We start from the raw sequence: 25,269 nt of genomic DNA, 5'->3' as shown, positions 1-25,269 counted from the left end.
TCCTTCCGGGTCGAACGGGTGTGGCAGGCCCTGACGGACCCGCCACACCACGCCGTGTCAGGAGAGCGTGGCTCTCAGGGCTTGTACTGGATCTCGGCGCCGGCGACGTCCTCGGGCCACACCAGGACGCGCTTGCCGTCCTGGACCTGTGTCACCCGGTTGAAGTCAGAGCCGTAGTTGTTGAACCCGTCGAACGAGACGGTGCCGGCGATCGTGTCGACCTGGTTGGCGTTGAGCCATTCGATGATCTTCTTGTTGTCGGGTCCGACCTCGTTGACGGCGGTCAGCAAGATCTGCCAGGCACCGAGACCGGCGGCTGCCTGGGTCTCCACCAGGGGGAACAGCTTCTCGGCCTTGGCGGCCTCGCTGTAAGCTCTTGGCGAAGTACCGGGCGATGTCGGTGTCGCCCAGAGGCGGCGTGTTCTCGTACAGCGACGAGATCAGCATCCCGTCGGCCTGGTCCTGCAGCCCGGCGATCGAAGCCGGCGAGGGCAGTGCTGCATAGACGCTGCGCGGCTTGTAGCCGATCGCGTCGAAGGCCTGGTAGATGTTGGTGACATCGGCGCCGAGCGAGCCCAGGTAGACCAGGTCGGGGTCCTTGCTCGCGATGCGGGTGGCGATCGAGCTGAAGTCGGTCGTGCCCATGTCGTACTCGACCGAGCCGACGACATCGGTCCCGGCTGCGGCGAGCGCCTTGTTGGCCGCACCCGCGTAGCTGAGCGTCGTGGGGAACTTCGCGGTCGCGAAGAACACGGACTTCGGCGGGTTGCCGCTGGACTTCAAGGCGTCGACGAAGGTCTGCGCCTGCGCGTCGAACATCTTGGCCGGGTCGGTGACGCCGCCGCCGATCTGCCAGGCCGGGAAGTGGTTCTCGCCGATGAGCTTGTCGGGTGCGCCGTTGGTTGCCGTGGGGTAGGCGTAGCCGGCCTTGGTGACCGGTCCGGCGCCCGCAAGCGTCGCGGCACCGCCGTACGGACCCATCACGAGGTCGACCTTGCTGCCGATGAGTCGTTCGTAGTTCGACGTCACCTGGGCCGGGGTCGACTGGTCGTCGAGGACCTTCCACTCCAACGGGCGGCCGTCGATGCCACCGCACGTGTTGACCCAGTCGGTCACGAGCTCGCCGACCTCTTCGTGCACGAGGCCAGTCGGGGCCAGCGGGCCTGTCAGGCTGAGCGATGCGCCGACGACGATCGGTTTCCCGGCGGGCTTGGTGCCTTCTGCGCACTCCAGGCCGGCGATCGGTGCGACGAGGGCGGCATCGGCCAGATCGGCCGTGCCGTCATCGTTCGTGGAGGCGTCCTTGACGCCGCCGCACGCGGCGACCAGCGCCAGTGCAGCCACGCTTGCGGCGAGCGTGCCGCCGCGCTTGAGGGGGAGAGGCATCGTGATGCTCCTAGTTCGGTAGTGGGGGAGGTCAGTCGTTGAGGAAGGCGACGACCCGGCAGGGCGACGCGCTGGTCTTGGGAAGCTTGAGCGGGAAGAAGCCGACCTGGAAACCGCTTGTCGGCAGCGCCGTCAGGTTGTCGAGCTGCTGGATGATGAAGGCCTCCTTGTCGGCGATCGCGAAGTGCCCGTCCCACAGCTCCCTGGGGGTTGCCCGTGGCCTCGTACGCCGCCTTCATGACCGGGAAGGGTCGGTCCCAGGCCATCGCGTCGGTGCCGAGGATCGTGGCGCCCAGGCCAGTCAGGTAGCGGGTGCCGTCTCCGCTCATCCCGGGGTAGTTGAAGAACTCCGGATCGCTCGGCTGGTAGCGCTCCTGTCCGGTGCGCAGCAGGAGAGCGTCGCCTTGCTGCACCTCGCGCCCCGTGGCGGCGACGGCCTTTTCCAGTGCCTCGACGGGAATGGCCTGACCGGGCTCGGCCCACTCGCGGACGTCCAGGACCATGCCGGGGGCGTACAGCTCCCGAGAGGTCGATGTCGCTGATGGTGCGGGCCGGCTTGCCCTCGATGATGCTGCCGCTGTGCAGCGGTGCGTCGACGTGCGTGCCGCAGTGCGTGTTCATCTCGGTCAGCCAGTCCTCGCCCCAGCCCTCGTGATTGGGCAGGTGCTCGGGCGGGCAGCCGAAGATCTCGGTCATCCGGTCCCGCCCTTCGCCGCCGGGGTGCAGGTAGTGGATCTTGGGCGCGAGCACGGTCTCCAGTGCCTTGTACGCCTCGGGACGAGCTCGCGGTTGGCGGGATCGAGCGTCCTGGACAGGTCGATGAGCGTGGTCATGGTGATTCCTTTCGGGTCGGTGGAGCTGTCGTGCCTAGTAGGGAAGCTGGACGCGGTTGCGCAGGATGCCGATGCCGGAGACCTCGAGCTCGACCTCGTCGCCGTCCTCGAGCCCTTTGCCGATCTCGACCGGGCTTCCGCTGAGAACCGTTCCCGTGCCGATGACCTCGCCGGCGTAGATCGTGCGGCCGAGGCTGAAGTGCGCCACGGCGTCCTCGAACCGGTGGTGCATCGTCGAGCTGCGATCCGTGCGACCACACCTCGCCGTTGACCCGCGCGGTCAGCTCCAGCGCGTAGGGGGAGTCGAGCTCGTCGGCGGTGACGATGCAGGGCCCGAGCGTGTTGGATCCGTCGAAGTCCTTGCCGCGTGACGGGCCGCTGCCGAGTCCATGACGGTCGACTGCAGATCGCGGCAGCTCCAGTCGTTGAAGATCGTGTAGCCGAAGATCACGTCGGCAGCGTCCTCGACACTGACGTCCGTGGTGGTCCGGCCGATCACGGCGGCGAACTCCAGCTCGTAGTCGAGCTGACGTGTTTCCTGCGGAGCCACGATGACGTCCCCGGGACCACTGATCGCGGTGTGGTCGGCGTTGTAGTAGATGACCTGACGAGAGAAGACGTCCGGTGTGTCGTAGCGCCCGGTCGCGACCAGTCGCTCGTACTCGGCGTCGGGGTCGGCGTTGGCCGAGGCCAGCTTGCGGGCCATCCCGCGGAAGGCGGGCTGCAGGTGCTCGATGAACAGGGAGCAGTCACGCAGGCGTACCGGGTTCGGCAACGGTGACGTGACCGTCACCCGATCCAGGTCGAAGGCCGCTTCGACCGGATGGAGCTCGAGCAGCTCTGCGGCGTCGGCCAGCGCTGACGGTCCTGCTTCGATCAGGTCCAGCATCGACGTGAAGCGCGGATCGTCCTTTGATGCGCGGGTCAGGCTGATGGCACGTCGCCCTGAGTCGTCGACTGCGCCGACATGTCGCTGGTTGTCGACCGTGAATGCGATGGCTTCATGGCTTCCTCTCGTCAGTGGACCTCCACCATGACGAGAGTGACGTGGGTCACCACAGGGCTCAGCGAGCCATCAAATCGGGTTCGAGGTGTGACGACGTGACAGCCTCGTCGGCGCGGACCAGGGCCTCGGTCAGCGCGTACATGCGCAGCGCGGTCTCGAGCCGGAAGCGGTCCTCGACGTCACGGACGTCGACGTCGAGCAGCTCTTCGATGCGGACGATGCGATTGCGCACGGTGTTGTAGTGGACGTGCAGCGCCGAGGCGGTCGCGGGCAGGTGGCGGTCGTGGCCGAGGTGAGCTGCGCAAGGTCTCGACGAGGTCGGTGCCACGCTGCTCGTCCGCGTCGATCAGGGGTCCGAGCGCATCGCGAACCATGGTGCGCAGGTGGTCCAGCGGGACGCTCGCCAACGGGACGATGCCGAGATCATGTGCCGTCACGACGGGTTCCTTCCCGGCTCCTCGCAGACCGAGCTCACAGGCTGCGCGGGCCTGGTCGTACGACATCGCGTAGTCGCTCAGGTCGTCGCAGGCTCGCCCGACGCCGGCCACCAGGTCGCGGTGCCATCCCGTCGCGAGCAGGGCGATCAGCTGGCCCCTCACGTCTTCTCCCGGTTGGGTGATGTCGATGATCGCCACCAGACGGCCGCCGCGGACCGCTGTCGTGCATCGTTCGAATGCTGACCTGAGGGTTGCGGCCAGCTGGGACACGCGATCGTCGTCGCCGCGCCGGCTGCCGACGACGACGACCTGACCGCGGCGGCTGTCCAACCCGGTCATGAGGAGCCGCTGGCGAAATGCCGCAGAGTCGACGACTCGGCCCTCCAGCAGCTGGTCGAGCAGCTCGCCGCTGAGGCGTTCGGTGGTCCGTTCGCGTTCGCTCAGCCTGAGCAGCTGTAGTCGAAACAGTCCGACGGCGAGCTCGACGGTGGCTGCGGCGAGCTCGTCGAGGTCACGGTTGCCGATGATGGAGAGGGTCAGCCCGTCAGTGTCAGCCAAGCCGCGCCGCAGGACCACGCGGGGATTGCCGTCCTCCAGCGCTCCTGCCGTGCGGACCAGCCGTCCGTCGTGCTGTCGAAGCTCCAGCATGGCTCTGATCTCGAGGGCCAGGAGGTCCAGCGCGGCGCCGGGATCGTCTTGTGCGGCCAGGCCCGAGGCGAGCGAGGCGCACGCTCGCTGTGCGTCGAGGGCTCGTTGGTGCTCGCGTTCGGCCGTGCTCACCCGATGCTCGCGTCGGCCGTCGACGTCGAGCTGGCGCAGTCTGATCGCGAGGTCGCGTCCGATCATCTCCAGCGCGTCCTGCTCGGCCACGGACCAGGCATAGGGGTGTCGCTGAGCCGCGTACAGGACTCCGAGCGCTTGATCCGCCATGAGGAGCGGGACGGTCAGGGTGGCCTCGATGCCTTCGTTGTCGATCAGACGCTTCATCAAGGGGACGCGGCGCGAGTCGTGTCGATAGTCGCGACTCATGTGAGGCCGGCGTTCCGACGCCACCTTGCCTCCGATGCCCTCGCCGACCTTCAGCTGCCAGGCCGAGGCCATCTCGGCCGACCTCACGCCGCAGTGCGCCCCCATCACGAGGTAGTCACCCTCGATCAGCCCGGCCCACGAGACGGCGCAGTCGAGGACCTCGACCACGTGGTCGGTCGCGATCTGAAGAGCCTGGGTCGCATCGTTGGCCGCCAGCAGGCGACGCAGGAACGTGGCCTCGCTGTCGGGCGCCGCGGCGAGGAACAAGGGTGCGGTCATCAGACTCTCCTCGATGTACCAGAGTCCAAAATGGACTAGAGTACAAAATGTATCCCACATCACATCTGATACCCAGGCCCTTCGCGTCGGTCAAAGGTGCTGGAATGAGGTCATGACCACTTCAGAAGCCGTGCCGCCCCACGAATCGGTCATCATCCGTCGGCAACGTCGTCGCAGTGAGCGTCGCGACCGGGTGTACGCGGCCGCCATCGGTCTGTTCACCGAACGCGGCTACGAGGGGACGACGATGGATGACATCGCGGTTCGCGCGGACGTGGCTCGTACCTCGGTCTTCAACTACTTCGAGCGCAAGTCCGCATTCTTGGACGACTGGGCCGCGCGACGCCGCGCCCTCGCCTTTGCGGGTGTCACGGACGGGAATGCGCCACTGGCCGATCGTCTGGCGCAGTTCATGACGGTGCTGGCCGAGACCAGCACGACTCACGAGACGAGACCGTCGCGCTGTTCGGCCCCGCTGTTCGTGAGCTGAACCTGTTGGACAACTCCGCGTTGGCCGGAGAGCTGGCCGACCTGATACACCAGGCAGGGCGCGACGAGATCGCCGAAGGGATCGATCCGGACCTGGTGGCCGTCACGTTGGCGACCGGGTACTTCGCAGTCCTGCACGCCTGGTGCAAGCCGGATCCTGCCACCTTCGATCTCGGCGACCGCCTTCGCCAGCTGGTACTTCTCGTCGCCGACGGGATGGCTGCGAAGTAGCGGAGGCTGATCCAACAACGTCCTCGTTATGCTCGTCGCGTGAGCAACGTGAGACGACTTGCGCGTCTGGCCAAGGTGCCCGTTGACCGATGGCGACAGCGCAACCGGCCGTTGCTGAGCGTGATCGTCCCGGTCTACAACGGAGCCGAGCACCTCGACGAGGCGCTCGAGTCGATCCGTCGCCAGGACTACCGACGGCTCGACGTCGTCGTGATCGACGACGGCTCGACCGATGACAGCCTCACGATCGCCCGGCGACACGCCCAGTCCGACCGACGCGTTACGGTGCTGACCCAGCCGAACGCCGGTGTCGGGGCGGCCAGGCGGGCAGCTGTCGCCGCCGCGACCGGCGCCTACCTGACGTTCGTCGATGCCGATGACACCGTGACCCGCCGGGGCATCCGCCAGGCCATGGACGTCCTCGAGCGGACCGGGTCCGATCTCGCGGTGATGCCGTACCAGCGGCTGGAGCGGTCGGGGATCAAGCCTGCGGCACCGCGGACCGTGCGCTGCACGCCGAGCCGGCCCGCCGCACCACTCTCGCCGAGCGTCCAGACGTGCTGGTCAACGCCGTGGCCTGCGCCAAGATCTTCCGGCGCACGTTCTGGGACGCCCAGGCGCTCGAGTTCCCCGCAGTGCTGCTGGCGGGCGACCAGATCGTCACGGCGCGGGCCTACCGTGACGCCAACGGCATCGACATCTGCGACACCGTCGCGTACAACTGGCGCCGCATGGAGTCGTCGATCTCGCAGGGCCAGGTCACGCCGCAAGCCGTCCATGCGCGCTTCGACGCCATCGATGCCGTGCTCGAGCTGCTGGCAGACCTGCCGGACGTCCGGGCAGAGCGCGCCCTGCAGTACCTGCGCTACAACGTGCCCAACTCGACCCTCAAGCTCGAACGCGCCGACGACGCCTACCTGGATGCGCTGTTCGAACGGGTTCCGCGGGTCGTCGAGGCGGCACCGGCTGATCGTTACGCCGCCGAGGTTCCGGCGCAGCACCGGGGTGCTCAATGCCTTGCTGGCGGTGGGCGACCGGGCCGCTGTGTGGAGGTTCGTGCAGGCCGAGGGGATGCAGCCCGAGATGCATTCGAGCCTCGTCACGCCGGAGGGAACGACGGCTCTGCTGCCGGGTCGGGGTGTCGACCGGGTCCCCGCTGAGGCGTACGTCCTGACGGCCGAGCAGACTGCGGCCAAGGCCGTCGTCCGCGCAGCGCGTCACGACGGACCCGATCTCGTCCTCGACATGGCGGTGTGGTTTCCCCACGTCGAGCTGCAGGACCCGTCGATCCTGGTCAAGACCGACGGAGACATCGCCGACGTCGAGCAGCGGGGCGAGCCGCAGGTCGTCACATCCCGCCAGGGTGCGCAGCGGCGCTACGAGCGGTCGGGCTGGACCGTGACCCTGCACGGTGCCGCCCGCCGGGCGCCACGCAGCATCACCGTGACGTTGACCGACGGCGACCGGTCGGGCTCGGCATCGGCCCGGATACCCCGACGCTGAGCCGGTGCAGTGTGATCTTCCGCATAGGTCGAGCCTCTAGGCAGTTCGGCCTGCGTGGATAAACTGAAGTCGTCAGTTTGTCTGGTACCCGTCAGGGACTGGAACACAGCGACACCAAGGGAAGGCAACCCCACATGCAGCGACTCGCCATGGGCATTGTCGGCGCGGGCAAGGTCGGGTCGGTCCTGGCCGCCCGCTTCAGGTCTGCGGGCTATCCGATCGTCGGCGTCAGCGGACGATCCGACGCCTCCACGTTGCGCATCAGCACCCTGCTGCCCGGAATCGAGGTGCGCACGCCCGTCGAGCTCGCCGAGGCCAGCGAGATCCTGATCCTGGCCGTTCCCGACGACAATCTCATCGCTGTCGCGGAAGAGCTGGCGTCGTCGGGCGCGATCCACCCCGGCAGTACGTCCTGCACACGAGCGGTCGCCACGGCCTCGACGCGCTGGCGTCGCTGACGCGCGTCGGCGCCCGACCGATCGCCTTCCACCCCGCGATGACGTTCAGCGGCACGACGGTCGACTTCGAAGGTGCGCCGATCTTCGGCCTCACGGCGGGGAGGCCGAGTGACCGCTGGCCGAAGTCGTCGCAGCGCTCGGCGGTGTGCCGATGTGGGTCGCTGAGTCCGATCGCGCGCTCTACCACGCAGCCCTGGCTCACGGCGCCAATCACCTCGTCACGCTCGTCGCCCAGTCGATGGACCTGCTGCGCGCCGCCGGCGCCGACGATCCGGCCGGCGTCCTGCGGCCACTGCTCGTGGCCGCGCTCGACAACGTCCTGGCCTACGGCGACGCGGCCCTGACCGGCCCGGTCGTGCGCGGCGACGTCACCACGATCCGTGCGCACGTCGACGCGCTGGCTGCTGCCGACGTCGACGACGCGACGGTCGACGCGTACCTCGAGCTCGCCCGGGCCACGGCTCGTCGTGCCAGTGCTGACGGTCGGCTGCCGTCGACCACGGCGGCCACGATCCGCCAGGTCCTCGACGAGGCCGACTGGGACACGATGGCGCACATCGCGGCCGGGATCTGACCGTGGCCACGCCGATCGTCGTGCGGACGCGCGAAGAGCTCGCGGCGGCTCGCGGCAGCTCCACGGTCTCGCTGGTCCCGACGATGGGTGCCCTGCACGACGGGCACGTCCAGCGATGCGGCACGCCCGGCCACTGGCCGAGACCTCGGTGGTCTCGATCTTCGTCAATCCGACGCAGTTCGCACCGGGTGAAGACTTCGACGACTATCCGCGTACGTTCGACGCCGACCTCGAGCGCTGCGCAGAGGCCGACGTCGACCTCGTGTTCGCGCCTGCGGTGCCGACGATGTACCCGTCGGGGCTCGTCGACACCGTCACGGTCGATCCTGGTCCGCTCGGGGCGATCCTGGAAGGTGCGGCCCGACCGACCGATTTCCGGGGCGTGCTGACGGTGGTGTCCAGCTGCTGGGCCTCGTCAGGCCAGACGTCGCCGTGTTCGGCGAGAAGGACTACCAGGCAGCACCTTGATCCGGCTGATGGCGCGCGCTGGCTCTCGGCGTCGAGATCGTCGGATGCCCCACGGTCCGGGAGGCCGACGGTCTCGCGATGAGCTCGCGCAACCGCTACCTCGGCGAGGTCGAGCGCAAGACCGCCGCATCACTGTCGGCGGCGTTGCGGGCCGGCGCCGCGGCGTCAGGTGGCGGAGTCGATGCGGTGCTTGCCGCGGCCCACGCGGTCATCGATGCGGCCGACGTCGACCTCGACTACCTCGTGCTGACCGATCCCCGACCTCGGCCCCGCAGTGCCGGGACGGGACGCGCGGCTGCTCGTCGCAGCGCGCGTCGGCAAGCCGCGACTGCTCGACAACATCGGCCTGACCCTAGGAGCCTGACCATGCTGCGCACCATGATGAAGTCCAAGATCCACCGGGCGACCGTCACGCAGGCCGACCTGCACTACGTCGGGTCGGTGACGATCGACGAAGATCTCCTCGACGCGGCCAACCTGCTGCCCGGCGAGCTCGTGCACATCGTCGACATCGACAACGGCGCACGGCTGGAGACCTACACGATCGCGGGCGAGCGTGGCTCCGGTGTCATCGGCATCAACGGTGCTGCCGCCCACCTGGTGCACCCCGGTGACCTCGTCATCCTCATCGCCTACGCCCAGCTCGACGACGCGGAGGCGCGCACCTTCGAGCCGAGCGTCGTGTTCGTCGACGCCGACAACCGGGTCATGACGCTGGGCTCCGACCCGGCCGATGCCCCCGCAGGCTCGGGGCTGACCCGCGGCGACGTCGTGGCCAATCCGCTGGTCGCTGCGCGATGAGGCGTCTGCCGTGATCCTGCTGTGTTCTCGACGTCAGCAACAGCCACACGCACGATCGGGGCGTTCGACCTCTCGGCCGGCTCGGCCACCGATGATGCCCTGATCGACCACTGGCAGGTGTCGTCCGACGAGCGGCGGACCGCTGACGAGTGGCAGGTACTCATCACCGGCCTCGCCGTCCGGTCGGGCATCGACGACATCGACGCTGTCAGCATCTGCTGCACGGTGCCCGCGATCCTGGTCGAGCCGCGGGCCATGCAGGACCGCTACTACGTCGGCATGCCCGTCGTGATCGTCGGGCCGGGCGTCAAGACCGGCATCCCGATCCACACCGACAACCCGCGCGAGGTCGGCGCCGACCGTATCGTCAACGCCTTGGCAGCCGCCGCTCTACGGCGGGCCGGCGATCGTCGTCGACCTCAACGGCACGGCGACGATCTTCGACGTGATCAGCAGCGACAACTGCTACATCGGCGGTGCGATCTCGCCCGGAGTCGAGCTGTCGCAAGAAGCGTTGGCCCGTCGGGGAGCGCAGCTGCGCAGCGTCGAGCTGGCTCAGCCCCGCGACGTCATCGGCAAGAACACTGTCGACGCGATCCAGTCAGGTGTCGTCTACGGCTTCGTGGGACTCGTCGACGGCATGGTCAACCGCATCATCGACTCGCTCGGCGTCGACCCCGACGAGGTCACGGTGATCGCGACCGGTTCGTTCCCCGAGGCGGTCGTCGACAACTGCACGACCATCACGACGCGCGACCCGTTCCTGACGCTGACCGGCCTGCGGATCGTGCACGACAAGAATCGTGGCTGACCCAGCACCCCAGCACGTCCCCAGCGTCACCCCAGTGCCTGACTTCACGATGAGGCGTCCCCTCATCGTGAAGGAAGTATCTGATGTCGATCCCCAATCGAGTCGTCGCCGCGTTGGCAGGCGCCACGCTGGCCGGACTGTCCGGCCTGGTCTCCGCCGCGCCGGCCGAAGCCGCACCCCAACAAGCCCTGCTGTCGGTCTACGGACCCATCCACGAGAACGTCACCTTCGTCGCCGCCGGGTTCACCTCGCCGATCAAGGTCGGTCGTCGGGTCGAGCTGCAGGTGAAGTCGGGCTCGCGCTGGAAGATCGTCGACACCGTCAAGCAGGACCAGTACGGGGGCCTCAGCTTCAGCGCCCGCCTCGGCCGCACCAGCAAGGCGAAGGACAGCAAGGGCTACGAATGGCGCTACTTCCGGATGCGCGCGCGGGCGGCCGGAGGGTTGAAGGAAAAGGTGTCCTCCGCCAAGAAGGTCAAGCCGATGCTGGATCCGAAGGTCTACTACCGGGTCGTCAGGGCCTCGGTTCAGCACACCGGCGATGCCACGCGGGTCATGAACGGTTGCGACGTCGTGACGAGCATGTCCGGCACGCGCAAGACGAGCAGTGCGCTCGGCAAGGCCGAGTCAGGCAAGCCGAGGTGGAAGGCCAAGAGGCTGGCCAACGGCACGATCTCAGCCGAGGTCGATCCGGGCCTCACGACGACGTGGACGCAAGACCTGAAGGGGTGCCGCTACGCGCCCGCTCCTGCCGCGTGCCAGGTCACCAAGGTCGACAAGCCGACCGGTGACGGCAAGGAACGGCTCGGGGTCCGTATTCTCCGTGCCCAAGAGGGCTCTGGGTCGGCGATGTTCTACACGCGCGGTGTCGACATCGGCCATCCGAGCGCCGATGACTCGGTGTGCAACGTGCCCTGGATGCGGTCGGGCGACGTACCGGTCAAGATCAGGACGAAGACGGTCTCGCGCTCGACGCTGCTGGGCAAGAAGCCGTTCACGATCGTCAATCAAGGGCAGACATCGTGGACCAGGACGCCATCAGCGGCCAGGCTGCCGACATCAAGCTGCGGTGGACCGAGTCGATCACCTTGCAGCGGTGTCGACAAGGCCGGGCGCCGCCTGAAGTAGGCCGGAACAGGCGGCATCCTGCCCCAAAGTGCTGGGATTGCAGCAACCTCGACGTTCGGGACAGCCCTGGACCGTTGCTAGTTTGCGAGCCCACATCCGCTCTTCCACGGAAGGGCCCACTTCCAAGGAGTCCCGCACGTCCGTCGTCTTCGACTGCTGACCGCCGTCATGGCGGCAGCACTGATCAGCGGCCTGTCGGTCAACGCCGCCGACGCCGCCTCCCAGTCCGCGACCTTGTCGATGCCCAGGGCCATCAACGAGAACGTCCGGTTCGGCGTCGCCGGATTCGTGACGCCCATCCAGGCCGGCCGCCCGGTCGAGCTGCAGGTCAAGTCAGGCAAACGGTGGAAGAGGTCGCCACCGCCCGCCAGACCCAGTACGGCGGGTTGACGTTGCTACGGCAAGGTGCGACGCACCGCCCAGGCCAAGCAGGCTCGTGGCAAGGAGGTTCGCCAGTTCCGGATGCATGCGCGGGCGACCTCCTCGCTGCCGCAGAAGGTCTCGCGTCCGGTCAAGGTCACGGTGCTGCTCGATCCGAAGGTCTACTACCGGGTGCTGAAGGCGTCGGTCCAGCACACGGCGAATGCGCAGATGGCGCGCAGCGGCTGCAGCGACGTCATCGCGAGCTTCTCGGCGACCAAGAGGACGAGCGCCTCGCTGGGACCGGCCGAGAAGGGGCGTCCGAAGTGGAAGGCCAAGCGACTGGCCAATGGCGCGATCACCGCCGATGTCGGTCCCCGCGTGTCGACGCGCTGGATCCAGAATCTTGCGGGCTGCCGCTACGACCCGCGCCGGCGGCGTGCACCACGACAGTCGCCGAGGAGCCCAGCAGGGACGGCCGTCAGCCCATGTGGGTCACCGTCAAGGTGCCGCGCAGCGGTTCGAAGGGCACGGTGCTGTTCGCGACGCCGACTCTGAGCGTCGGATACCCCCAGGCCTCCGACGCGGTCTGCAACGTCCCCTGGATGCTCGGCGGGACGGTCGGCGCCAAGATCCGGACCGTGCCGGTGTCTCGGGCCAAGCTGCTGGGCAAGAAGCCGTTCACGGTCAGGGTCCAGGGCAATGCAGCCTGGACCAAGGACGCGATCAGCGGTAGTCCGGCCGACCTGAAGCTGCGATTCACCGAGTCGATCACGCTGCAGCGCGTCGACGCCTCGGGCCGAAAGCTGAGGTGACGGTCCGTCGCGACGCAGCAATCTGGGTTTGTCCGCGTATCTGCGGACAAACCCAGATTCTTGCGTCCAGCGCACGCGATTAGGCTTGCTCCTTGTGAGTGACGCGACGAACAACCCTGCCACCGAGGACGAGCCGCCCGAGCAGATGCGGGTGCGCCTCGACAAGCGCCAGCAGATCATCGACCGGGGCGAGGAGCCGTATCCCGTCGACATCGCGCGTACCCACTCGCTGAAGCAGATCGTCGAGACCTATGACGCCGAGGCGCTTGGCGCCGACGTCGCGACCGGCGACATCGTGACCGTCGCCGGGCGCGTCATCTTCGTGCGCGGCACCGGCAAGCTGGTCTTCGCGGCGCTGCGCGAAGGCGACGGCACCCCGCTGCAGGCCATGATCTCGCTCAACGGTGTCGGCGAAGATCAGCTCGCACTGTTCAAGTCGACCGTCGGCATCGGCGACCACCTGGCCGTCACCGGCGAGGTCATCACGAGCAAGCGCGGCGAGCTCTCCGTCATGGCCACCGGCTGGCAGATCGCCGCCAAGACGATCCCGGCCGCTGCCCAACGAGCACAACCCGCTGTCGGACGAGGCGCGCAGCCGCGTGCGGTACGTCGACCTGATCGTGCGTCCCGAGGCCCGCGACAACGTCCGGGTCAAGGCCAAGGTCATGCAGTCGCTGCGCTCGACGCTCGACCGTCTGGGCTACATCGAGGTCGAGACACCCGTCCTGCAGCACACCAACGGCGGCGCCGCGGCGCGTCCGTTCCGCACGCACGTCAACGCCTTCGACGAGCCGGCGCTGCTGCGCATCGCGCTCGAGCCGCCACCTCAAGCGGTCGTTGGTCGGTGGCATCGACAAGGTCTGCGAGATGGCCAAGACGTTCCGCAACGAGGGCGTCGACAACACCCACAACGTCGAGTTCCTGATGCTCGAGGCGTACGAGGCCTACGGCTCGTACGACACCATGGCGCTGCTGACCCGCGAGCCGTCCTCGACGCGGCTCGGGCTGTCGGCAAGACCGTCGTGACGGGCCGGGACGGCTCGACGATCGACCTCGAGGCCGACTGGCGGCACGAGACCGTGCACGGTCTGGTCAGCGAGGCTGTCGGCCGGGTCGTCGACATCGACACGTCGGTCGACGACTGCTGGCGCTGGCAGCCCAGCACGAGGTTGCCCTGCAGCCGGACTGGGACGCCGGCGAGATCGTGCTGGAGCTGTACGAAAGGCTTGCTCGAGCACACGCTGATCCAGCCGACGTTCGTGCGCGACTACCCCGAGTCGGTCCGTCCCTTGGCCAAGAAGCACCGCACCAAGCCCGGCCTGGTCGAGGCGTGGGACCTGATCATCAACGGCGTCGAGCTGGCTCCGGCGTACTCCGAGCTCAACGACCCGGTCATCCAGCGCGAGCGGCTCGAGGAGCAGGCTCGTCAGGCAGCAGCCGGCAATCCCGAGGCCAATGACGTCGACGAAGACTTCTTGCGTGCCCTCGAGTTCGGCATGCCGCCGGCCGGTGGCCTGGGCTTCGGCGTCGACCGGCTGGTCATGCTGCTGCAGGGCATCGGCATCCGCGACGCGATCTTGTTCCCGACCAGCCGCGCCGAGTAACCCTCCACGCTGCGGTTTCCCACGAGGCCTCGGGTCTTCGTCACGCACCCAGCGCTGTAACGCTAGGCATGTGACAAGGACGCCAGGTCTCGTGGGAAACCGCACCGGTGGGGAAAGGTTTCTGCCGACAGCGAACGAGGGAACGTATCGGGCTCGATGCCGGTTGGGTTACATACTGGACATCCCTGCGTGCGGATTTCCACACCTGACTAAACTGAACTGATAGTCCACAGAGGGGGACGCAATGTTCGAAAGATTTACTGACCGCGCTCGTCGCGTGGTCGTGCTTGCCCAAGAAGAGGCACGCATGCTCAGCCACAACTACATTGGCACCGAGCACATCCTTCTCGGACTGATCCACGAGGGCGAGGGCGTCGCCGCCAAGGCTCTCGAGAGCCTCGACATCTCGTTGGAGGCCGTCCGCGGCCAGGTCGAGGACATCATCGGTCAGGGCCAGCAGGCACCGAGCGGGCACATCCCGTTCACCCCTCGCGCCAAGAAGGTGCTCGAGGCCGAGCCTGCGCGAAGCCCTGCAGCTCGGCCACAACTACATCGGAACCGAGCACATCCTGCTCGGCCTGATCCGCGAGGGCGAGGGCGTCGCCGCCCAGGTGCTCGTCAAGCTCGGCGCCGACCTCAACCGGGTGCGCCAGCAGGTCATCCAGCTGGTCAGCGGCTTCCAGGGCAAGGAGGCCGAGACCTCCGGTGCGCCCAGCGAGTCGGCTCCCAGCACGTCGGCGGTGCTCGACCAGTTCGGTCGCAACCTCACGCAGGCTGCCCGCGAGGGCAAGCTTGACCCGGTCATCGGCCGCGACGACGAGGCCGAGCGCGTCATGCAGACCCTGAGCCGCCGCACCAAGAACAACCCCGTCCTGGTCGGCGAGCCCGGCGTCGGCAAGACCGCCGTCGTCGAGAGCCTGGCCCAGGACATCGTCCGTGGCGACGTGCCCGAGACGCTCAAGGACAAGCAGATCTACACGCTCGACCTCGGCGCGCTCGTGGCCGGCTCGCGCTACCGCGGTGACTTCGAAGAGCGCCTCAAGAAGGTACTCAAGGAGATTCGTACCCGCGGCGACATCATCTTGTTCATCGATGAGATCCACACCCTGGTGGGTGCGGGTGCCGCCGAGGGCGCGATCGATGCTGCCAGCATCCTCAAGCCCATGCTGGCTCGTGGCGAGCTGCAGACCGTCGGTGCGACGACGCTCGACGAGTACCGCAAGCACTTCGAGAAGGATGCGGCCCTCAACCGTCGCTTCCAGCCGATCCTGGTCGAGGAGCCGTCGGTCGCTGACACCGTCGAGATCCTCAAGGGTCTGCGCGACCGGTACGAGGCGCACCACCGCGTCTCCATCACCGACGAGGCCCTCGTGGCCGCGGCGACGATGGGCGACCGCTACGTCTCCGACCGCTTCCTGCCCGACAAGGCGATCGACCTATCGACGAAGCCGGTGCACGGCTGCGCATCCGTCGCATGGCCACACCGCCTGAGCTCAAGGAGTTCGACGAGCAGATCGCCGATGTCCGCCGCCGCAAGGAAGGCGCCATCGACGCCCAAGACTTCGAAGCCGCCGCGTCGTTGCGCGACGAGGAGAAGCAGCTCATCAACGCCAAGGGCGAGCGTGAGAAGGCGTGGAAGGCCGGCGACCTCGACACCGTGGCCGTCGTCGACGAGCAGCTGATCGCCGAGGTCCTCGCCAGGCGACCGGTATCCCGGTCGGCCAGCTCAGCGAGGCCGAGTCGAGCCGTCTGCTCAACATGGAAGCCGAGCTGCACGAGCGGGTCATCGGCCAGGACGAGGCCATCAAGGCCCTGTCGCGGGCCATCCGTCGTACGCGTGCGGGTCTGAAGGACCCCAAGCGTCCCGGTGGATCGTTCATCTTCGCTGGCCCCTCGGGTGTCGGCAGACGTGGCTGTCCAAGGCGCTCGCGAACTTCCTGTTCGGCGACGAAGACTCCCTGATCCAGCTCGACATGTCCGAGTACAGCGAGAAGCACACCGTCTCGCGTCTGTTCGGCTCGCCTCCCGGCTACGTCGGCTACGAAGAGGGCGGCCAGCTCACCGAGAAGGTGCGTCGCAAGCCGTTCTCCGTCGTCCTGTTCGACGAGATCGAGAAGGCCCACCCCGACATCTTCAACTCGCTGTTGCAGATTCTCGAGGAAGGTCACCTGACCGATGGTCAGGGTCGCGTCGTCAACTTCAAGAACGCTGTTGTCATCATGACCACCAACCTCGGTGCGCGTGAGATCTCCAAGGGCGTCAACCTGGGCTTCAGCCAGGCCGGCGACACTGCGGGAACGTACAACAAGATGAAGGAGCGCGTCGCGATCGAGCTTAAGCAGCACTTCCGGCCTGAGTTCCTCAACCGTGTCGACGAGATCATCGTGTTCCCGCCGTTGACGCAGGACGAGATCTTCCAGATGGTCGACATGATGGTGGCCTCGCTCGAGAAGCGTCTGGTCGAGAAGGACATCACGCTCGAGCTGACCGAAGATGCCAAGGTGCTGCTGTCCAAGCGCGGCTACGACCCGGTCCTGGGTGCTCGTCCGTTGCGCCGCACGGTGCAGCGCGAGATCGAGGACGTCATGGCCGAGAAGCTTGCTCTACGGCGAGATTCGCGCCGGTCAGATCATCATGATCGGCGTCGAGGGCGAAGGCGCAGATGCGACCTTCACCTTCGAGGGTCGAGACAAGGCCGAGCTGGCCTTGGAGATGCCCGACGTGCCGCCGGCCGTGGAGGCCGGAGTCGAGTAGTCGACTTCACCTAGCCGCAAAGATGTCGGCGGTTCTGGGTCGTCCCTCTGGGGACAACGACCTAGAACCGCCGACATCGTCGTTTCAGGACCCTCAGGGCAGGGCGTACTCGCCATCGGCCACCGGATCGACGAGTCCGTCGGCGACCAGGCCGTCCAAGGCTCGCTCTCTCTGGGCGGCATCGGGCCAGACCAGGTCGAGCGCTGACTTCGGCACGGGGCCATGAGCCTCGCGCAGCACCGCCATCAGGCGACCGCGGCACTGCCGATCAGTGCCTTCCCACGCCTGGCCCCGACGTGGGGGACCGTCATAGGCCGGAAAGCCTGCGGCTCGCCACCGGCACGTCGATGCGACGGGGCAGGCCTCGCACGCTGGCGTTCGCGCGGTGCAGACGATCGCCCCGAGCTCCATCGTCGCGGCGGCCCAGCGGTGGGCGTCGACCGACGGCAGCAGCTCGGTGGCCAGCCCACGCTCGGCCGCCGTGACGGACTGGGACGGGAACTCGACCCCAGAGATGACGCGCGCGAAAACCCGGCGGACGTTGGTGTCGAGCACGACAGCCCTCCCGCAGAAGGCGAAGGACTCGATCGCAGCAGCGGTGTAGTCCCCGACACCAGGCAGCGCCAGCAGCTCAGCCCGCGTGCGGGGCACCTCGCCCTCATGGTGCTCCACGATCGCCACGGCAGCTGCGTGCAGACGAAGGGCACGGCGCGGGTAGCCGAGCCGGCCCCACGCCCGGATGGCCTCGCCGGTCGGCTCGGCGGCCAGGTCGGCAGGAGTCGGCCATCGGGCCATCCAGGCCTCGTAGACCGGCAGGACCCTGACGACAGGTGTCTGCTGGAGCATGAACTCGGAGACCATGACGGCCCAGGCGGACGCGTTGCGGCGCCAGGGCAGATCGCGGGCGGCCTCGTCGAACCAGGTGAGGATGCTCTCGTGGAGGCGGTCGAGCTCGGGACTCGGCAGCACAGTTGTGGTGGAAGACATGGCGGGTCGATTTTCGCACGAGCGGTCCGGGGACCTATCGTGTGACCGTGAGCCAGCGCAGGTTGCCCGCCGAGATCTACTGGCGTCGACGACTCCTCGTGCTGGCCGCCCTGATCGCTGTGGTCTGGATCGGGCTGAGACTGTTCGGTGGCTCCGACGACGAGCCCCAGGCCGCAGCAACGACCCCGCCGCCGGCCGTGACGACCACGGCAGCGCCCGTCGCCAAGGTCAACGGCCGGGTCGACGTGAGCCTGGTCAGCGCCACGAAGGCGTGTGATCCGCAGAAGATCCGGGTCGTGCCGTCGGTGAAGTCGGGGCAGCTGACGAAGGGACCGGTCCAGATCGGGCTGGTCGTGAGGCTCGACCAGCAAGAGTCCGTGCACGCTGACGGCAGAGGATGCCGACGCCATCGCGGTCATCAGCGCCAACGGGACGGCTGTGTGGGACTCGACGGTCTGCAAGGACGGCCTGATCGACGGGCCGATCGCGGTCTCGGCAGGTTGGGCGACGCTGGCGAACGTCGAGTGGTCCGGACGGGGCTCGGGCTCGAAGCGCAGCTGAGGCGAGGGCTATGCGACGCCGGGCACCTACACCTTGCAGATCGGTACCTTGGGCGGTGAGCCGGGCAAGACGAAGTTCACCCTCAAGGCCAAGCCTGAGCCTGCGAAGACGAGCAAGACGCCCACGCCGAGCAAGACCCCGAAGCCAGACAAGACTCCGAAGCCAGACAAGACGACCGACAAGCCTGCGGAGGGCTAGTCAGACGTAGCGTTCGAGGATGCTCGACTCGGCGAGTCGAGACAGCCCCTCGCGGACGCCGCGCGCCCGCAGGTCGCCGACCCCGTCGACGGTCTGCAGATCTTCGATGCTGGCCGCCAACAGCTTCTGCAGGGAGCCGAAGTGGTTGATCAGGCCCTCGACCACGGAGATCGGCAGTCGTGGGATGCGCGCGAGCAGCCGGTAGCCCCGAGGAGCCAGCGGTCCGTCGAGAGTCTCCTGCGTGCCGATGCGCAGGGCACGGGCCACGGCCCCGAGATCGACCAGATGGGTCGACTCGATCGCCGCCAGCTCGGCGAGCACGGCCTCGAGCGGGCGAAGCTCGACGCCCGCTGGGCATGTAGTCACGGATGATGAGCTCGCGTTCGGCGTCGACGCCGGCGATGGGCTCTTCGAGCTGCAGGGCCAGGAGACGTCCGTCGCTGCCCAGCTCGAGGACATAGGTGTCGATCTCGCCGGCGATGCGGCTGACCATCTCGAGCCGCTGGGCAACCGCGGCGACATCGCGCACCGTGACCAGATCTTCGATCTCGAGCGCTGACAGGGCATCGGAGACCTCGTCGAGGCGGTTGCGATAGCGCTCGAGGGTCTGCAGGGCCTGGTTGGCGCGGCCGAGGACCGCGCCGGTGTCTTCGAGCACGTGGCGCAAGCTGCCGAGGTAGAGCGCGATGATGTGCATCGACGCCGACACCGAGATGACCGGGACACCGGTCTGCCGGGCCACCCGATCTGCTGTGCGGTGGCGGGTGCCGGTCTCTTCGGTCACGATTGCCGGATCTGGCATCAGGTGGACCCCGGCCATCACGATGCGGCTGGCATCTTTGTCGAGGATGATCGCGCCATCCATCTTGGCGAGCTCGCGCAGCCCGGTTGCCGTGAACGGGACGTCGAGGGCGAATCCGCCGGTCGAGATGGCCTCGATGCTCTTGTCGTGGCCGACCACGATCAGGGCGCCGGTGCGGCCGCGCAGGATGCGTTCGAGTCCCTCGCGCAGGGTGGTTCCGGGCGCGACGGACGACAACGTCGCACGCATCCGGGTGGATGCATCAAGTGACGCCGCATGACGTTCAGCTGCCGTGGACATGGCCCTCCCTCCGCACTCAGGTCAGGGACAGTCTAAGGCCCCTCAGGTGCGTACTGGCGCACCCAGACAGGCCAGCGCTTCGGCAATCGTGTGGATCGGCTGAATTGTCATGCTGCTGGAGATCGAGTCGAGGCCTTCGGACCCGGCTGGCACGATGGCCCGCTTGAATCCGATGCGTTCTGCCTCGCGCAGACGGGCGGCCAGATTGCTGACCTTGCGGACCTCGCCGGCCAGGCCGACCTCGCCGATCGCGATCAGATCGGTGGGCGCGGCCTGGTTGGACACCGCCGACAGAGTCGCCACCGCAAGCGCCAGGTCGACCGACGGCTCGATGAGCCGGGCCCCACCGACGGAGGCGGTGTAGACGTCGACTGGCCGAGCGGCACCCCGCAGTGCTTGGTCAGCACGGCCAGGATCATCGCCACGCGAGAGGAGTCGAGCCCGCTGGACGTGCGCCGCGGCGACGGGGTGGAAGTCGGGACGCTGAGCGCCTGAACCTCGGCCAGCAGGGGGGCGCCGTCCCTCCATCGTGACCGTGACGCAGGTGCCCGCGACAGGCTGGTCGTGCCGTGACACGAACAGCCCGGTCGGATCAGGCACCTCGACGATGCCGTCGTCGACCAGGTCGAAGCAACCGATCTCGTCGACGGGGCCGAACCGGTTCTTGACCGCACGCAGCAGGCGCAGGCGTGAGCTGCGGTCGCCCTCGAACTGCAGCACGACGTCGACGAGGTGCTCCAGCACGCGCGGTCCGGCGACCGAGCCGTCCTTGGTCACGTGCCCGACGAGGAGCGTCGCGATGTTGTTAGCTTGGCCTGCTGGATGACCGAGGAGGCCACTTCTCGGACCTGGGTCACGCCGCCGGGCACACCCTCGACATCGGCCGAGCCGATTGTCTGGACGGAGTCGATGATCAGCAGGCTGGGCTTGACGGTCTCGACGTGGGTCAGCACCGCACCGAGATCGGTCTCGGCGGCAAGGTACAGCGAGTCGTCGACGGCGCCGGTGCGCTCGGCACGCAGGCGTACCTGGGCGGCGGACTCCTCACCCGACACGTAGAGGGTGCGGCGTCCGGCCCGCGCCCACCTGGCCGCCACCTCGAGCAGCAGCGTCGACTTGCCGACGCCGGGCTCGCCGGCCAGCAGCAGCACTCCGCCGGGAACCACACCTCCGCCCAGCACGCGATCGAGCTCGCCGATGCCCGAGCCGACCGAGCGGGCCGACTCGATCGCGACCTGGCTGATCGGCACGGCCGCCGTGGCGACCGGAGCGGGCTTGGTGCGTCCGGCCCGCGCAGGCGCCGCGACGTCGACGGTGCCCCAGGCCTGGCACTCTCCGCACCGGCCGACCCATTTGCTGGTGGTCCATCCGCAGTCGGCACACACGTATGCGGGTCGAGCAGTCTTGGTGCTGGCCATGCGTTCACCCTAGGTGAGAGGGCGGACAGTTCTGGTGGGCGCAGCACGTGGGGTTCGTCGAACTGCCGGGCGGGCGACTAAACTCCTGGCATGACGTCCGTCGCCGTGTCCACCCGGTACCCCGCGCCGCCGGTCATCAAGTCGGCCAACATCGCCGCCAAGACCGGGCTGGTGCTGCTCCTGGGGCTGGCACTTCTCGTTCCCGGGTTCGGCAACCTCGACGGCAAGGGCCTCGTGCCGCGCGCCATCGGCTACCCGCTCGCCGCGTTCGCGATCCCGTTCATCTGGATGACGTGGTGGCGTCCTCGGGCGTCGTTCCCGTGGACCGCCGACTTCCTGGTGACGTTCGCCTGCTTCAGCGACATGTTCGGCAACTTCTTGAATCTCTACGACTCGGTCGAGTCCTTCGACAACATGGTGCACTTCGTCAACACCGGGCTCTTGACCGCTGCGGTCATCCTGCTGACGATGCACCGCTCGACCCCGCTGTCGGCGGTGCTCGAACGCGCTGTCGCCTTCGGTGTCAGTGCCGCCCTCGTGTGGGAGATCGCCGAGTACTTCGCCTTCTTGCGCTGGTCACCCGAACGGCTGGGAGCCTACGCCGACACGCTCAGCGACATGTCGCTCGGTGCACTGGGCTCGGTGCTCGCCGGGTTCTGCGTCTACGCCCTGTGGCAGCGCGGGCACCTCGCCGAGGTCGCGCCGCAGCCGAGCTGGCCCATCTGCAGCGCACGTCGCGCTCGTCGTAGGGCCAGCCCGAGACAGCTGCTCAGATCCGGACGTCGCCCTTCGGCGTGCGGAACGTGGCTGCCATGATGCCGGGCAGCCCGTTGGGGGGCGGTCCAGTTGACCTCGATCTCCTCGAGTGCGTCGATGGCCGGCTCGCCCAGCCAGTCGGACAGTCGCTGCGGCGAACCAGCGATGTCGAGGGCGATCAGGCTGATGTCGGACTCGGCCATCTGAGAAGGGTGCTCAGCCGGATCGATGTCCCACGCCGTGACGTACGGGAGCTGCGGATCGGATCGCATGCTGCTGGTGCCGATCTGACGCCACTCGAGGTTGAAGCCGTCAGGACGGCGACGGTTGCCGGGCACCGCATGGCGGCCGATACGGCGTTCGACCTCTTCCATGTCGTCGACCGACACGCACCAGGCCATCCAGCCGCCGCCGGCCTCGGACCGTTCACGCACGGCCTTGCCGAAGGCAGCCTTGTCGGAAGCCGGGTGGTCCAGCACCGTGACGACTTCGAGGTACTGCCGGTTCTGCAGGGGCAGGATCATGTTGCGGGTGCCGAACCGAGGGTGGGCGCCGCCGTCGAGGAAGCTGGCGTTCAGCAACGCGCCGAGCTCGGCTGTGGTGCCGGCGAGGCCGTTGGGACCGACTGCGAAAGAGACGTGATCGAGGTGCATATTGCATTCTGACCCAGCCGTTGTCGGCCCGAGGTCAGGGGGTCATCGGATGGGGTCGGCGAGGTGTGGTGTATTGGCGCCGCGCACCTCGTGATCCCTGCAGTGCCGGGCAAGTTCGCGGTATCCGCGCTCGCCCATCAGGGCTGTGAGCTCGTCCTGGTTGGAGACGTAGACGGGCTCCACGCCGACGTGCGCCTCGGTGTTGGACGAGCAGTACCAGTCGAGGTCTGCGCCGCCCGGCCCCCAGCCTGCGCGGGTGTACTCGCCGATCTGCGTCTCGGTGTACGTCGTGCCGTCGCCGCGGTCGACGTCGCGGAACTGGCGCCTCAGCGGAAGCTGCCAGCAGACGTCTGGCTTGACGGTGTGCGGCGGCAGGTCGTTGGCGAGCGCGAACCCGTGCAGCGCGCAGCCGTACCCGCCGGCGAACCCGCGTGAGTTGTGGAAGATGCACGCTCCGTCGACGGCCCGGGTCTTCAGCTCGCCGTCGTCATCACGTTCGGTCCAGCCGTCGCGGTGCCCCTCGTCGTGGCGCTCCCACTGCTCGGGAGTCAGCTTCTCCATCACGACGCGCGTCCGCTGGGCGTCCTCGTCGTCGGCGAAGTGCGCGCCGAGCGTGCAGCATCCGGCGTCGGGGCTCGTGTCGTAGATGCCGGGACACCCTTGCCCGAAGATGCACGTCCACCGCGACGTCAGCCACGTCAGGTCACACCGAAAGACCTCGTCGGCGTCGTCTGGATTGGCGAATTCCACGTACGTCCGGGGGAATCCGATCTCGATCTCGGGCATTGCCCGCCACTCTAACCGGCGTTGCGGCGTCATTCACAGTTTTCGGCGATGCCAGAATGGCGGTATGCGTATGGGCGTCCTCGACATCGGTTCCAACACGGGACACCTGCTTGTCGTCGACGCCTTCCGCGGAGGACCTCCCGTCCCGGCGCACTCCTACAAGGAGCCGCTGCGGCTGGCCGAACAGCTCGATGCAGGCAACCTGATCGCCGAGGAGGGGGTCTCGCGCCTCGTCAAGTACGTCGTAGAGGCGCGGGCCGAAGCAGCCGAGAAGGGGTGCACCACGATCCTGGCGTTCGCCACGTCGGCGGTCCGTGACGCCGACAACGGCGACGAGATCATCGCGCGGGTCAACGAGGCCAGCGGAGTCGACCTGCAGGTCCTGGCCGGCGAGGACGAAGCACGGCTGACGTTCCTGGCCGTTCGACGCTGGTTCGGGTGGTCTGCTGGACGACTCGGCGTGTTCGACATCGGCGGTGGCTCGCTGGAGATCGCCGCGGGCTCGGACGAGTCGCCCGACGTCGCGCACTCGATCCCGCTCGGGGCCGGCCGGCTGACGCGCGACTGGCTCGACGCGGGTCGGTCGACGGTCGACCTGCGGCTGCACATCCGCGAGCAGATCGCCGCCAAGGCCGGCTCGGTGCTGCGTGGAGGGACGTTCGATCGAGCTGTCGCCACCAGCAAGACGTTCCGGTCGTTGGCCCGCATCTGCGGTGCGGCGCCGTCGACCGACGGGCAGTACGTGCGCAGGGTCCTGCGCAAGCACGACCTGTCGGCGTTGGTCGAAGAGCTGCGGACCATGACTCCTGAGGCCATCAGCCAGCTCCCAGGCGTCTCACCCGACCGGGCGCACCAGATCCAGGCCGGTGCCCTGGTGGCCGAGGCGACGATGGATCTGTTCGACGTCTCCGAGCTCGAGATCTGCCCTTGGGCGCTGCGAGAGGGCGTCCTGTTGGAGCATCTCGATCACCTTTGAGGGGTGCGGCCTACTCTTGGAAGCGTGCCCGCACCCCTTCGCGTCTCGTTGTCGACGTCCTCGGTCTATCCGGGGTCGACGTCCAGCGGTTTCGAGACCGCCGCACGCCTCGGTTTCGACGGAGTCGAGGTCATGGTCGGGATCGACGACGTCAGTGCCGACATCACCGCGGTCAAGGCGCTCAGCGGATTTCACGAGATCCCCATCGTCTCGGTGCACGCGCCCTGCCTGCTCGTGACCCAGCGGGTCTGGGGCAGCGATCCGTGGGGAAAGCTGCACCGCAGCGCTGAGATGGCCCTCGAGGTGGGAGCCTCGGTCGTCGTGGTGCACCCGCCGTTCCGGTGGCAGCGAGACTACGCACGGACGTTCGTCGACGGCATCGCCGAGCTCGAGACCCGCCACGGCATCACCTTCGCGGTCGAGAACATGTACCCGTGGCGCACCGGCAAGCGCGAGTTCCAGGCCTACGCGCCCGGATGGGACCCCATCGAGCAGGACTACGCCCACGTGACCCTCGACCTGTCGCACAGCTCGACGGCTGGCGGCGACCCCGTCGAGATGGCCGCCGACCTCGGGCCGCGGCTCGCGCACATCCACATGACCGACGGATCAGGCTCGGCCAAGGACGAGCACCTCATCCCGGGACGTGGCACGCAGCCGTGCAAGGAGTTCCTCGCAGCCGTCGCCGCTTCTGACTTCGCCGGCGAGATCGTGGTCGAGGTCAACACCCGCAAGGCCAAGGACCAGGCCGAACGCGAGTCCGAACTGCTGGAGGCGCTGGCGTTCACCCGCCTCCACGCGTCCGTCTGAGGCGGTAGCCTGCAGGGCATGGAAGCTGCCCCTCTGCCTCATGACCAGGTATCCCAG

Annotated in this window: 23 protein-coding genes and 12 pseudogenes; 22 read left to right on the top strand and 13 right to left on the bottom strand. The window is 67.9% G+C overall.

The features are described from left to right. Positions 1 to 165 precede the first annotated feature (165 nt). The 8 genes and pseudogenes from ACHMWU_RS22400 to ACHMWU_RS22365 all read right to left on the bottom strand — a co-directional run bounded on the left by ACHMWU_RS22400 (position 166) and on the right by ACHMWU_RS22365 (position 4,970). Complete coding sequence (locus tag ACHMWU_RS22400) at positions 166 to 1,344, bottom strand: ABC transporter substrate-binding protein (RefSeq protein ID WP_396049176.1); 1,179 nt, start codon at positions 1,342 to 1,344, stop codon at positions 166 to 168. A gap of 305 nt (positions 1,345 to 1,649) precedes the next feature. Continuing rightward, positions 1,650 to 1,904 (bottom strand): annotated as a pseudogene (locus tag ACHMWU_RS22395) (cyclase family protein); the annotation flags it as partial. Between the two features lie 22 nt (positions 1,905 to 1,926). Beyond that, positions 1,927 to 2,007, bottom strand: a pseudogene (locus ACHMWU_RS22390) (cyclase family protein); the annotation flags it as partial. Between the two features lie 71 nt (positions 2,008 to 2,078). After that, positions 2,079 to 2,219 carry a hypothetical protein gene (locus ACHMWU_RS22385; RefSeq protein WP_396047328.1) on the bottom strand — a complete coding sequence of 47 codons (141 nt, stop codon included), beginning with the start codon at positions 2,217 to 2,219 and terminating at the stop codon, positions 2,079 to 2,081. A 34-nt stretch (positions 2,220 to 2,253) separates the two neighbouring features. After that, positions 2,254 to 2,454, bottom strand: a pseudogene (locus tag ACHMWU_RS22380) (fumarylacetoacetate hydrolase family protein); the annotation flags it as partial. Positions 2,455 to 2,527: 73 nt separating this feature from the next. Next, positions 2,528 to 2,925, bottom strand: a pseudogene (locus tag ACHMWU_RS22375) (fumarylacetoacetate hydrolase family protein); the annotation flags it as partial. A 358-nt stretch (positions 2,926 to 3,283) separates the two neighbouring features. Beyond that, complete coding sequence (locus ACHMWU_RS22370) at positions 3,284 to 3,478, bottom strand: helix-turn-helix domain-containing protein (protein ID WP_396049175.1); 195 nt, start codon at positions 3,476 to 3,478, stop codon at positions 3,284 to 3,286. After that, positions 3,405 to 4,970, bottom strand: a complete 1,566-nt coding sequence (locus tag ACHMWU_RS22365) for a GAF domain-containing protein (protein ID WP_396047326.1) — start codon at positions 4,968 to 4,970, stop codon at positions 3,405 to 3,407. Before ACHMWU_RS22365 ends, ACHMWU_RS22370 begins: the two co-directional genes overlap by 74 nt. A 112-nt stretch (positions 4,971 to 5,082) precedes the next feature. Here ACHMWU_RS22365 and ACHMWU_RS22360 point away from each other — a divergent pair, with 112 nt between their 5' ends. The 18 genes and pseudogenes from ACHMWU_RS22360 (at position 5,083) to ACHMWU_RS22275 (ending at position 16,965) form a co-directional block, all read left to right on the top strand. Further along, complete coding sequence (locus ACHMWU_RS22360) at positions 5,083 to 5,460, top strand: TetR/AcrR family transcriptional regulator (protein ID WP_396047324.1); 378 nt, start codon at positions 5,083 to 5,085, stop codon at positions 5,458 to 5,460. A gap of 5 nt (positions 5,461 to 5,465) precedes the next feature. Beyond that, positions 5,466 to 5,690 (top strand): hypothetical protein, encoded by a 225-nt coding sequence (locus ACHMWU_RS22355; RefSeq protein WP_396047322.1) that lies wholly within the window; start codon positions 5,466 to 5,468, stop codon positions 5,688 to 5,690. Between the two features lie 39 nt (positions 5,691 to 5,729). Next, positions 5,730 to 6,134: pseudogene (locus ACHMWU_RS22350) on the top strand (glycosyltransferase family 2 protein); the annotation flags it as partial. A 113-nt stretch (positions 6,135 to 6,247) separates the two neighbouring features. Beyond that, a complete protein-coding gene (locus ACHMWU_RS22345) occupies positions 6,248 to 6,850 on the top strand; it encodes a hypothetical protein (protein ID WP_396049302.1) in 603 nt (200 codons plus the stop codon). Then, positions 6,774 to 7,193, top strand: coding sequence for a hypothetical protein (locus ACHMWU_RS22340; RefSeq protein WP_396049301.1), 420 nt, complete (start codon positions 6,774 to 6,776; stop codon positions 7,191 to 7,193). The genes ACHMWU_RS22345 and ACHMWU_RS22340 overlap by 77 nt, the downstream gene beginning before the upstream one ends. A gap of 134 nt (positions 7,194 to 7,327) precedes the next feature. Then, a complete protein-coding gene (locus tag ACHMWU_RS22335) occupies positions 7,328 to 7,651 on the top strand; it encodes an NAD(P)-binding domain-containing protein (protein ID WP_396047320.1) in 324 nt (107 codons plus the stop codon). Positions 7,652 to 7,802: 151 nt separating this feature from the next. Next, complete coding sequence (locus ACHMWU_RS22330) at positions 7,803 to 8,225, top strand: DUF2520 domain-containing protein (protein WP_396047318.1); 423 nt, start codon at positions 7,803 to 7,805, stop codon at positions 8,223 to 8,225. Positions 8,226 to 8,227: 2 nt separating this feature from the next. Next, a pseudogene (locus tag ACHMWU_RS22325) lies at positions 8,228 to 8,299 on the top strand (hypothetical protein); the annotation flags it as partial. 41 nt (positions 8,300 to 8,340) lie between these two features. Continuing rightward, the gene (locus ACHMWU_RS22320) at positions 8,341 to 8,775 is read left to right on the top strand and encodes a pantoate--beta-alanine ligase (protein ID WP_396047316.1); all 435 of its coding nucleotides are present in this window, start codon (positions 8,341 to 8,343) and stop codon (positions 8,773 to 8,775) included. Next, positions 8,712 to 8,897: pseudogene (locus tag ACHMWU_RS22315) on the top strand (pantoate--beta-alanine ligase); the annotation flags it as partial. The gene ACHMWU_RS22320 and the pseudogene ACHMWU_RS22315, both read left to right, overlap by 64 nt. A 162-nt stretch (positions 8,898 to 9,059) precedes the next feature. Continuing rightward, positions 9,060 to 9,494 carry an aspartate 1-decarboxylase gene (panD, locus tag ACHMWU_RS22310; protein ID WP_396049174.1) on the top strand — a complete coding sequence of 145 codons (435 nt, stop codon included), beginning with the start codon at positions 9,060 to 9,062 and terminating at the stop codon, positions 9,492 to 9,494. A gap of 21 nt (positions 9,495 to 9,515) precedes the next feature. After that, a pseudogene (locus ACHMWU_RS22305) lies at positions 9,516 to 10,305 on the top strand (type III pantothenate kinase). A gap of 83 nt (positions 10,306 to 10,388) precedes the next feature. Then, positions 10,389 to 11,432 (top strand): hypothetical protein, encoded by a 1,044-nt coding sequence (locus ACHMWU_RS22300; protein WP_396047314.1) that lies wholly within the window; start codon positions 10,389 to 10,391, stop codon positions 11,430 to 11,432. A gap of 168 nt (positions 11,433 to 11,600) precedes the next feature. After that, entirely contained in the window at positions 11,601 to 11,822 is a 222-nt protein-coding gene (locus ACHMWU_RS22295) for a hypothetical protein (protein WP_396047312.1), read from the top strand. A gap of 15 nt (positions 11,823 to 11,837) precedes the next feature. After that, entirely contained in the window at positions 11,838 to 12,350 is a 513-nt protein-coding gene (locus ACHMWU_RS22290) for a hypothetical protein (protein WP_396047310.1), read from the top strand. Beyond that, positions 12,326 to 12,607, top strand: coding sequence for a hypothetical protein (locus tag ACHMWU_RS22285; protein WP_396047308.1), 282 nt, complete (start codon positions 12,326 to 12,328; stop codon positions 12,605 to 12,607). The genes ACHMWU_RS22290 and ACHMWU_RS22285 overlap by 25 nt, the downstream gene beginning before the upstream one ends. Positions 12,608 to 12,752: 145 nt before the next feature. Then, positions 12,753 to 14,211, top strand: a pseudogene (gene lysS / locus ACHMWU_RS22280) (lysine--tRNA ligase). 244 nt (positions 14,212 to 14,455) lie between these two features. Further along, positions 14,456 to 16,965: pseudogene (locus ACHMWU_RS22275) on the top strand (ATP-dependent Clp protease ATP-binding subunit). A gap of 93 nt (positions 16,966 to 17,058) precedes the next feature. On the opposite strand, the gene ACHMWU_RS22270 reads toward ACHMWU_RS22275, so the two are convergent. Continuing rightward, the gene (locus ACHMWU_RS22270; protein WP_396047306.1) at positions 17,059 to 17,952 is read right to left on the bottom strand and encodes an A/G-specific adenine glycosylase; all 894 of its coding nucleotides are present in this window, start codon (positions 17,950 to 17,952) and stop codon (positions 17,059 to 17,061) included. Between the two features lie 47 nt (positions 17,953 to 17,999). Between ACHMWU_RS22270 and ACHMWU_RS22265 the strand changes: the two genes are divergently transcribed. After that, positions 18,000 to 18,572, top strand: a complete 573-nt coding sequence (locus tag ACHMWU_RS22265) for a hypothetical protein (protein WP_396047304.1) — start codon at positions 18,000 to 18,002, stop codon at positions 18,570 to 18,572. Positions 18,573 to 18,595: 23 nt separating this feature from the next. Here ACHMWU_RS22265 and disA read toward each other — a convergent pair whose 3' ends face one another. Both disA and radA read right to left on the bottom strand, forming a co-directional pair. Beyond that, positions 18,596 to 19,813: a DNA integrity scanning diadenylate cyclase DisA gene (gene disA, locus ACHMWU_RS22260; protein WP_396047302.1), complete on the bottom strand. Its 1,218-nt coding sequence runs from the start codon at positions 19,811 to 19,813 to the stop codon at positions 18,596 to 18,598. Positions 19,814 to 19,855: 42 nt separating this feature from the next. After that, positions 19,856 to 21,231 (bottom strand): annotated as a pseudogene (gene radA / locus ACHMWU_RS22255) (DNA repair protein RadA). A gap of 90 nt (positions 21,232 to 21,321) precedes the next feature. Here radA and ACHMWU_RS22250 point away from each other — a divergent pair. Beyond that, positions 21,322 to 22,047 carry a hypothetical protein gene (locus ACHMWU_RS22250; RefSeq protein ID WP_396047300.1) on the top strand — a complete coding sequence of 242 codons (726 nt, stop codon included), beginning with the start codon at positions 21,322 to 21,324 and terminating at the stop codon, positions 22,045 to 22,047. Here the strand turns inward: ACHMWU_RS22250 and ACHMWU_RS22245 are convergent. Both ACHMWU_RS22245 and ACHMWU_RS22240 read right to left on the bottom strand, forming a co-directional pair. Continuing rightward, a pseudogene (locus tag ACHMWU_RS22245) lies at positions 22,001 to 22,640 on the bottom strand (VOC family protein). The gene ACHMWU_RS22250 and the pseudogene ACHMWU_RS22245 sit on opposite strands and share 47 nt — an antisense overlap. 42 nt (positions 22,641 to 22,682) lie before the next feature. After that, a complete protein-coding gene (locus ACHMWU_RS22240) occupies positions 22,683 to 23,426 on the bottom strand; it encodes a hypothetical protein (protein ID WP_396047298.1) in 744 nt (247 codons plus the stop codon). Positions 23,427 to 23,490: 64 nt separating this feature from the next. On the opposite strand from ACHMWU_RS22240, the gene ACHMWU_RS22235 reads away from it, so the two are divergent. Further along, positions 23,491 to 24,402 carry a Ppx/GppA phosphatase family protein gene (locus tag ACHMWU_RS22235; RefSeq protein ID WP_396047296.1) on the top strand — a complete coding sequence of 304 codons (912 nt, stop codon included), beginning with the start codon at positions 23,491 to 23,493 and terminating at the stop codon, positions 24,400 to 24,402. Positions 24,403 to 24,426: 24 nt separating this feature from the next. Further along, positions 24,427 to 25,212 carry a sugar phosphate isomerase/epimerase family protein gene (locus ACHMWU_RS22230; RefSeq protein ID WP_396047294.1) on the top strand — a complete coding sequence of 262 codons (786 nt, stop codon included), beginning with the start codon at positions 24,427 to 24,429 and terminating at the stop codon, positions 25,210 to 25,212. Positions 25,213 to 25,269: the final 57 nt, after the last annotated feature.

This window comes from Aeromicrobium sp. UC242_57 (assembly GCF_044452305.1).
GTDB lineage: Bacteria > Actinomycetota > Actinomycetes > Propionibacteriales > Nocardioidaceae > Aeromicrobium.
The sequence above is the reverse complement of the archived record's forward strand: the minus strand, read 5'-3'. Positions and strand labels throughout refer to the sequence as shown.

Excerpts from the sequence above, each read along its gene's own strand:
- ACHMWU_RS22295 (WP_396047312.1), top strand. The coding sequence starts at position 11,601 with ATGGCGGCAGCACTGATCAGCGGCCTGTCGGTCAACGCCGCCGACGCC.
- ACHMWU_RS22335 (WP_396047320.1), top strand. The coding sequence starts at position 7,328 with ATGCAGCGACTCGCCATGGGCATTGTCGGCGCGGGCAAGGTCGGGTCG.
- ACHMWU_RS22270 (WP_396047306.1), bottom strand. The coding sequence starts at position 17,952 with ATGTCTTCCACCACAACTGTGCTGCCGAGTCCCGAGCTCGACCGCCTC.
- ACHMWU_RS22320 (WP_396047316.1), top strand. The coding sequence starts at position 8,341 with ATGCGGCACGCCCGGCCACTGGCCGAGACCTCGGTGGTCTCGATCTTC.
- ACHMWU_RS22360 (WP_396047324.1), top strand. The coding sequence starts at position 5,083 with ATGACCACTTCAGAAGCCGTGCCGCCCCACGAATCGGTCATCATCCGT.
- panD (WP_396049174.1), top strand. The coding sequence starts at position 9,060 with ATGCTGCGCACCATGATGAAGTCCAAGATCCACCGGGCGACCGTCACG.
- ACHMWU_RS22330 (WP_396047318.1), top strand. The coding sequence starts at position 7,803 with ATGTGGGTCGCTGAGTCCGATCGCGCGCTCTACCACGCAGCCCTGGCT.
- disA (WP_396047302.1), bottom strand. The coding sequence starts at position 19,813 with ATGTCCACGGCAGCTGAACGTCATGCGGCGTCACTTGATGCATCCACC.
- ACHMWU_RS22385 (WP_396047328.1), bottom strand. The coding sequence starts at position 2,219 with ATGACCACGCTCATCGACCTGTCCAGGACGCTCGATCCCGCCAACCGC.
- ACHMWU_RS22250 (WP_396047300.1), top strand. The coding sequence starts at position 21,322 with ATGACGTCCGTCGCCGTGTCCACCCGGTACCCCGCGCCGCCGGTCATC.
- ACHMWU_RS22300 (WP_396047314.1), top strand. The coding sequence starts at position 10,389 with ATGTCGATCCCCAATCGAGTCGTCGCCGCGTTGGCAGGCGCCACGCTG.
- ACHMWU_RS22340 (WP_396049301.1), top strand. The coding sequence starts at position 6,774 with ATGCATTCGAGCCTCGTCACGCCGGAGGGAACGACGGCTCTGCTGCCG.
- ACHMWU_RS22235 (WP_396047296.1), top strand. The coding sequence starts at position 23,491 with ATGCGTATGGGCGTCCTCGACATCGGTTCCAACACGGGACACCTGCTT.
- ACHMWU_RS22365 (WP_396047326.1), bottom strand. The coding sequence starts at position 4,970 with ATGACCGCACCCTTGTTCCTCGCCGCGGCGCCCGACAGCGAGGCCACG.
- ACHMWU_RS22240 (WP_396047298.1), bottom strand. The coding sequence starts at position 23,426 with ATGCCCGAGATCGAGATCGGATTCCCCCGGACGTACGTGGAATTCGCC.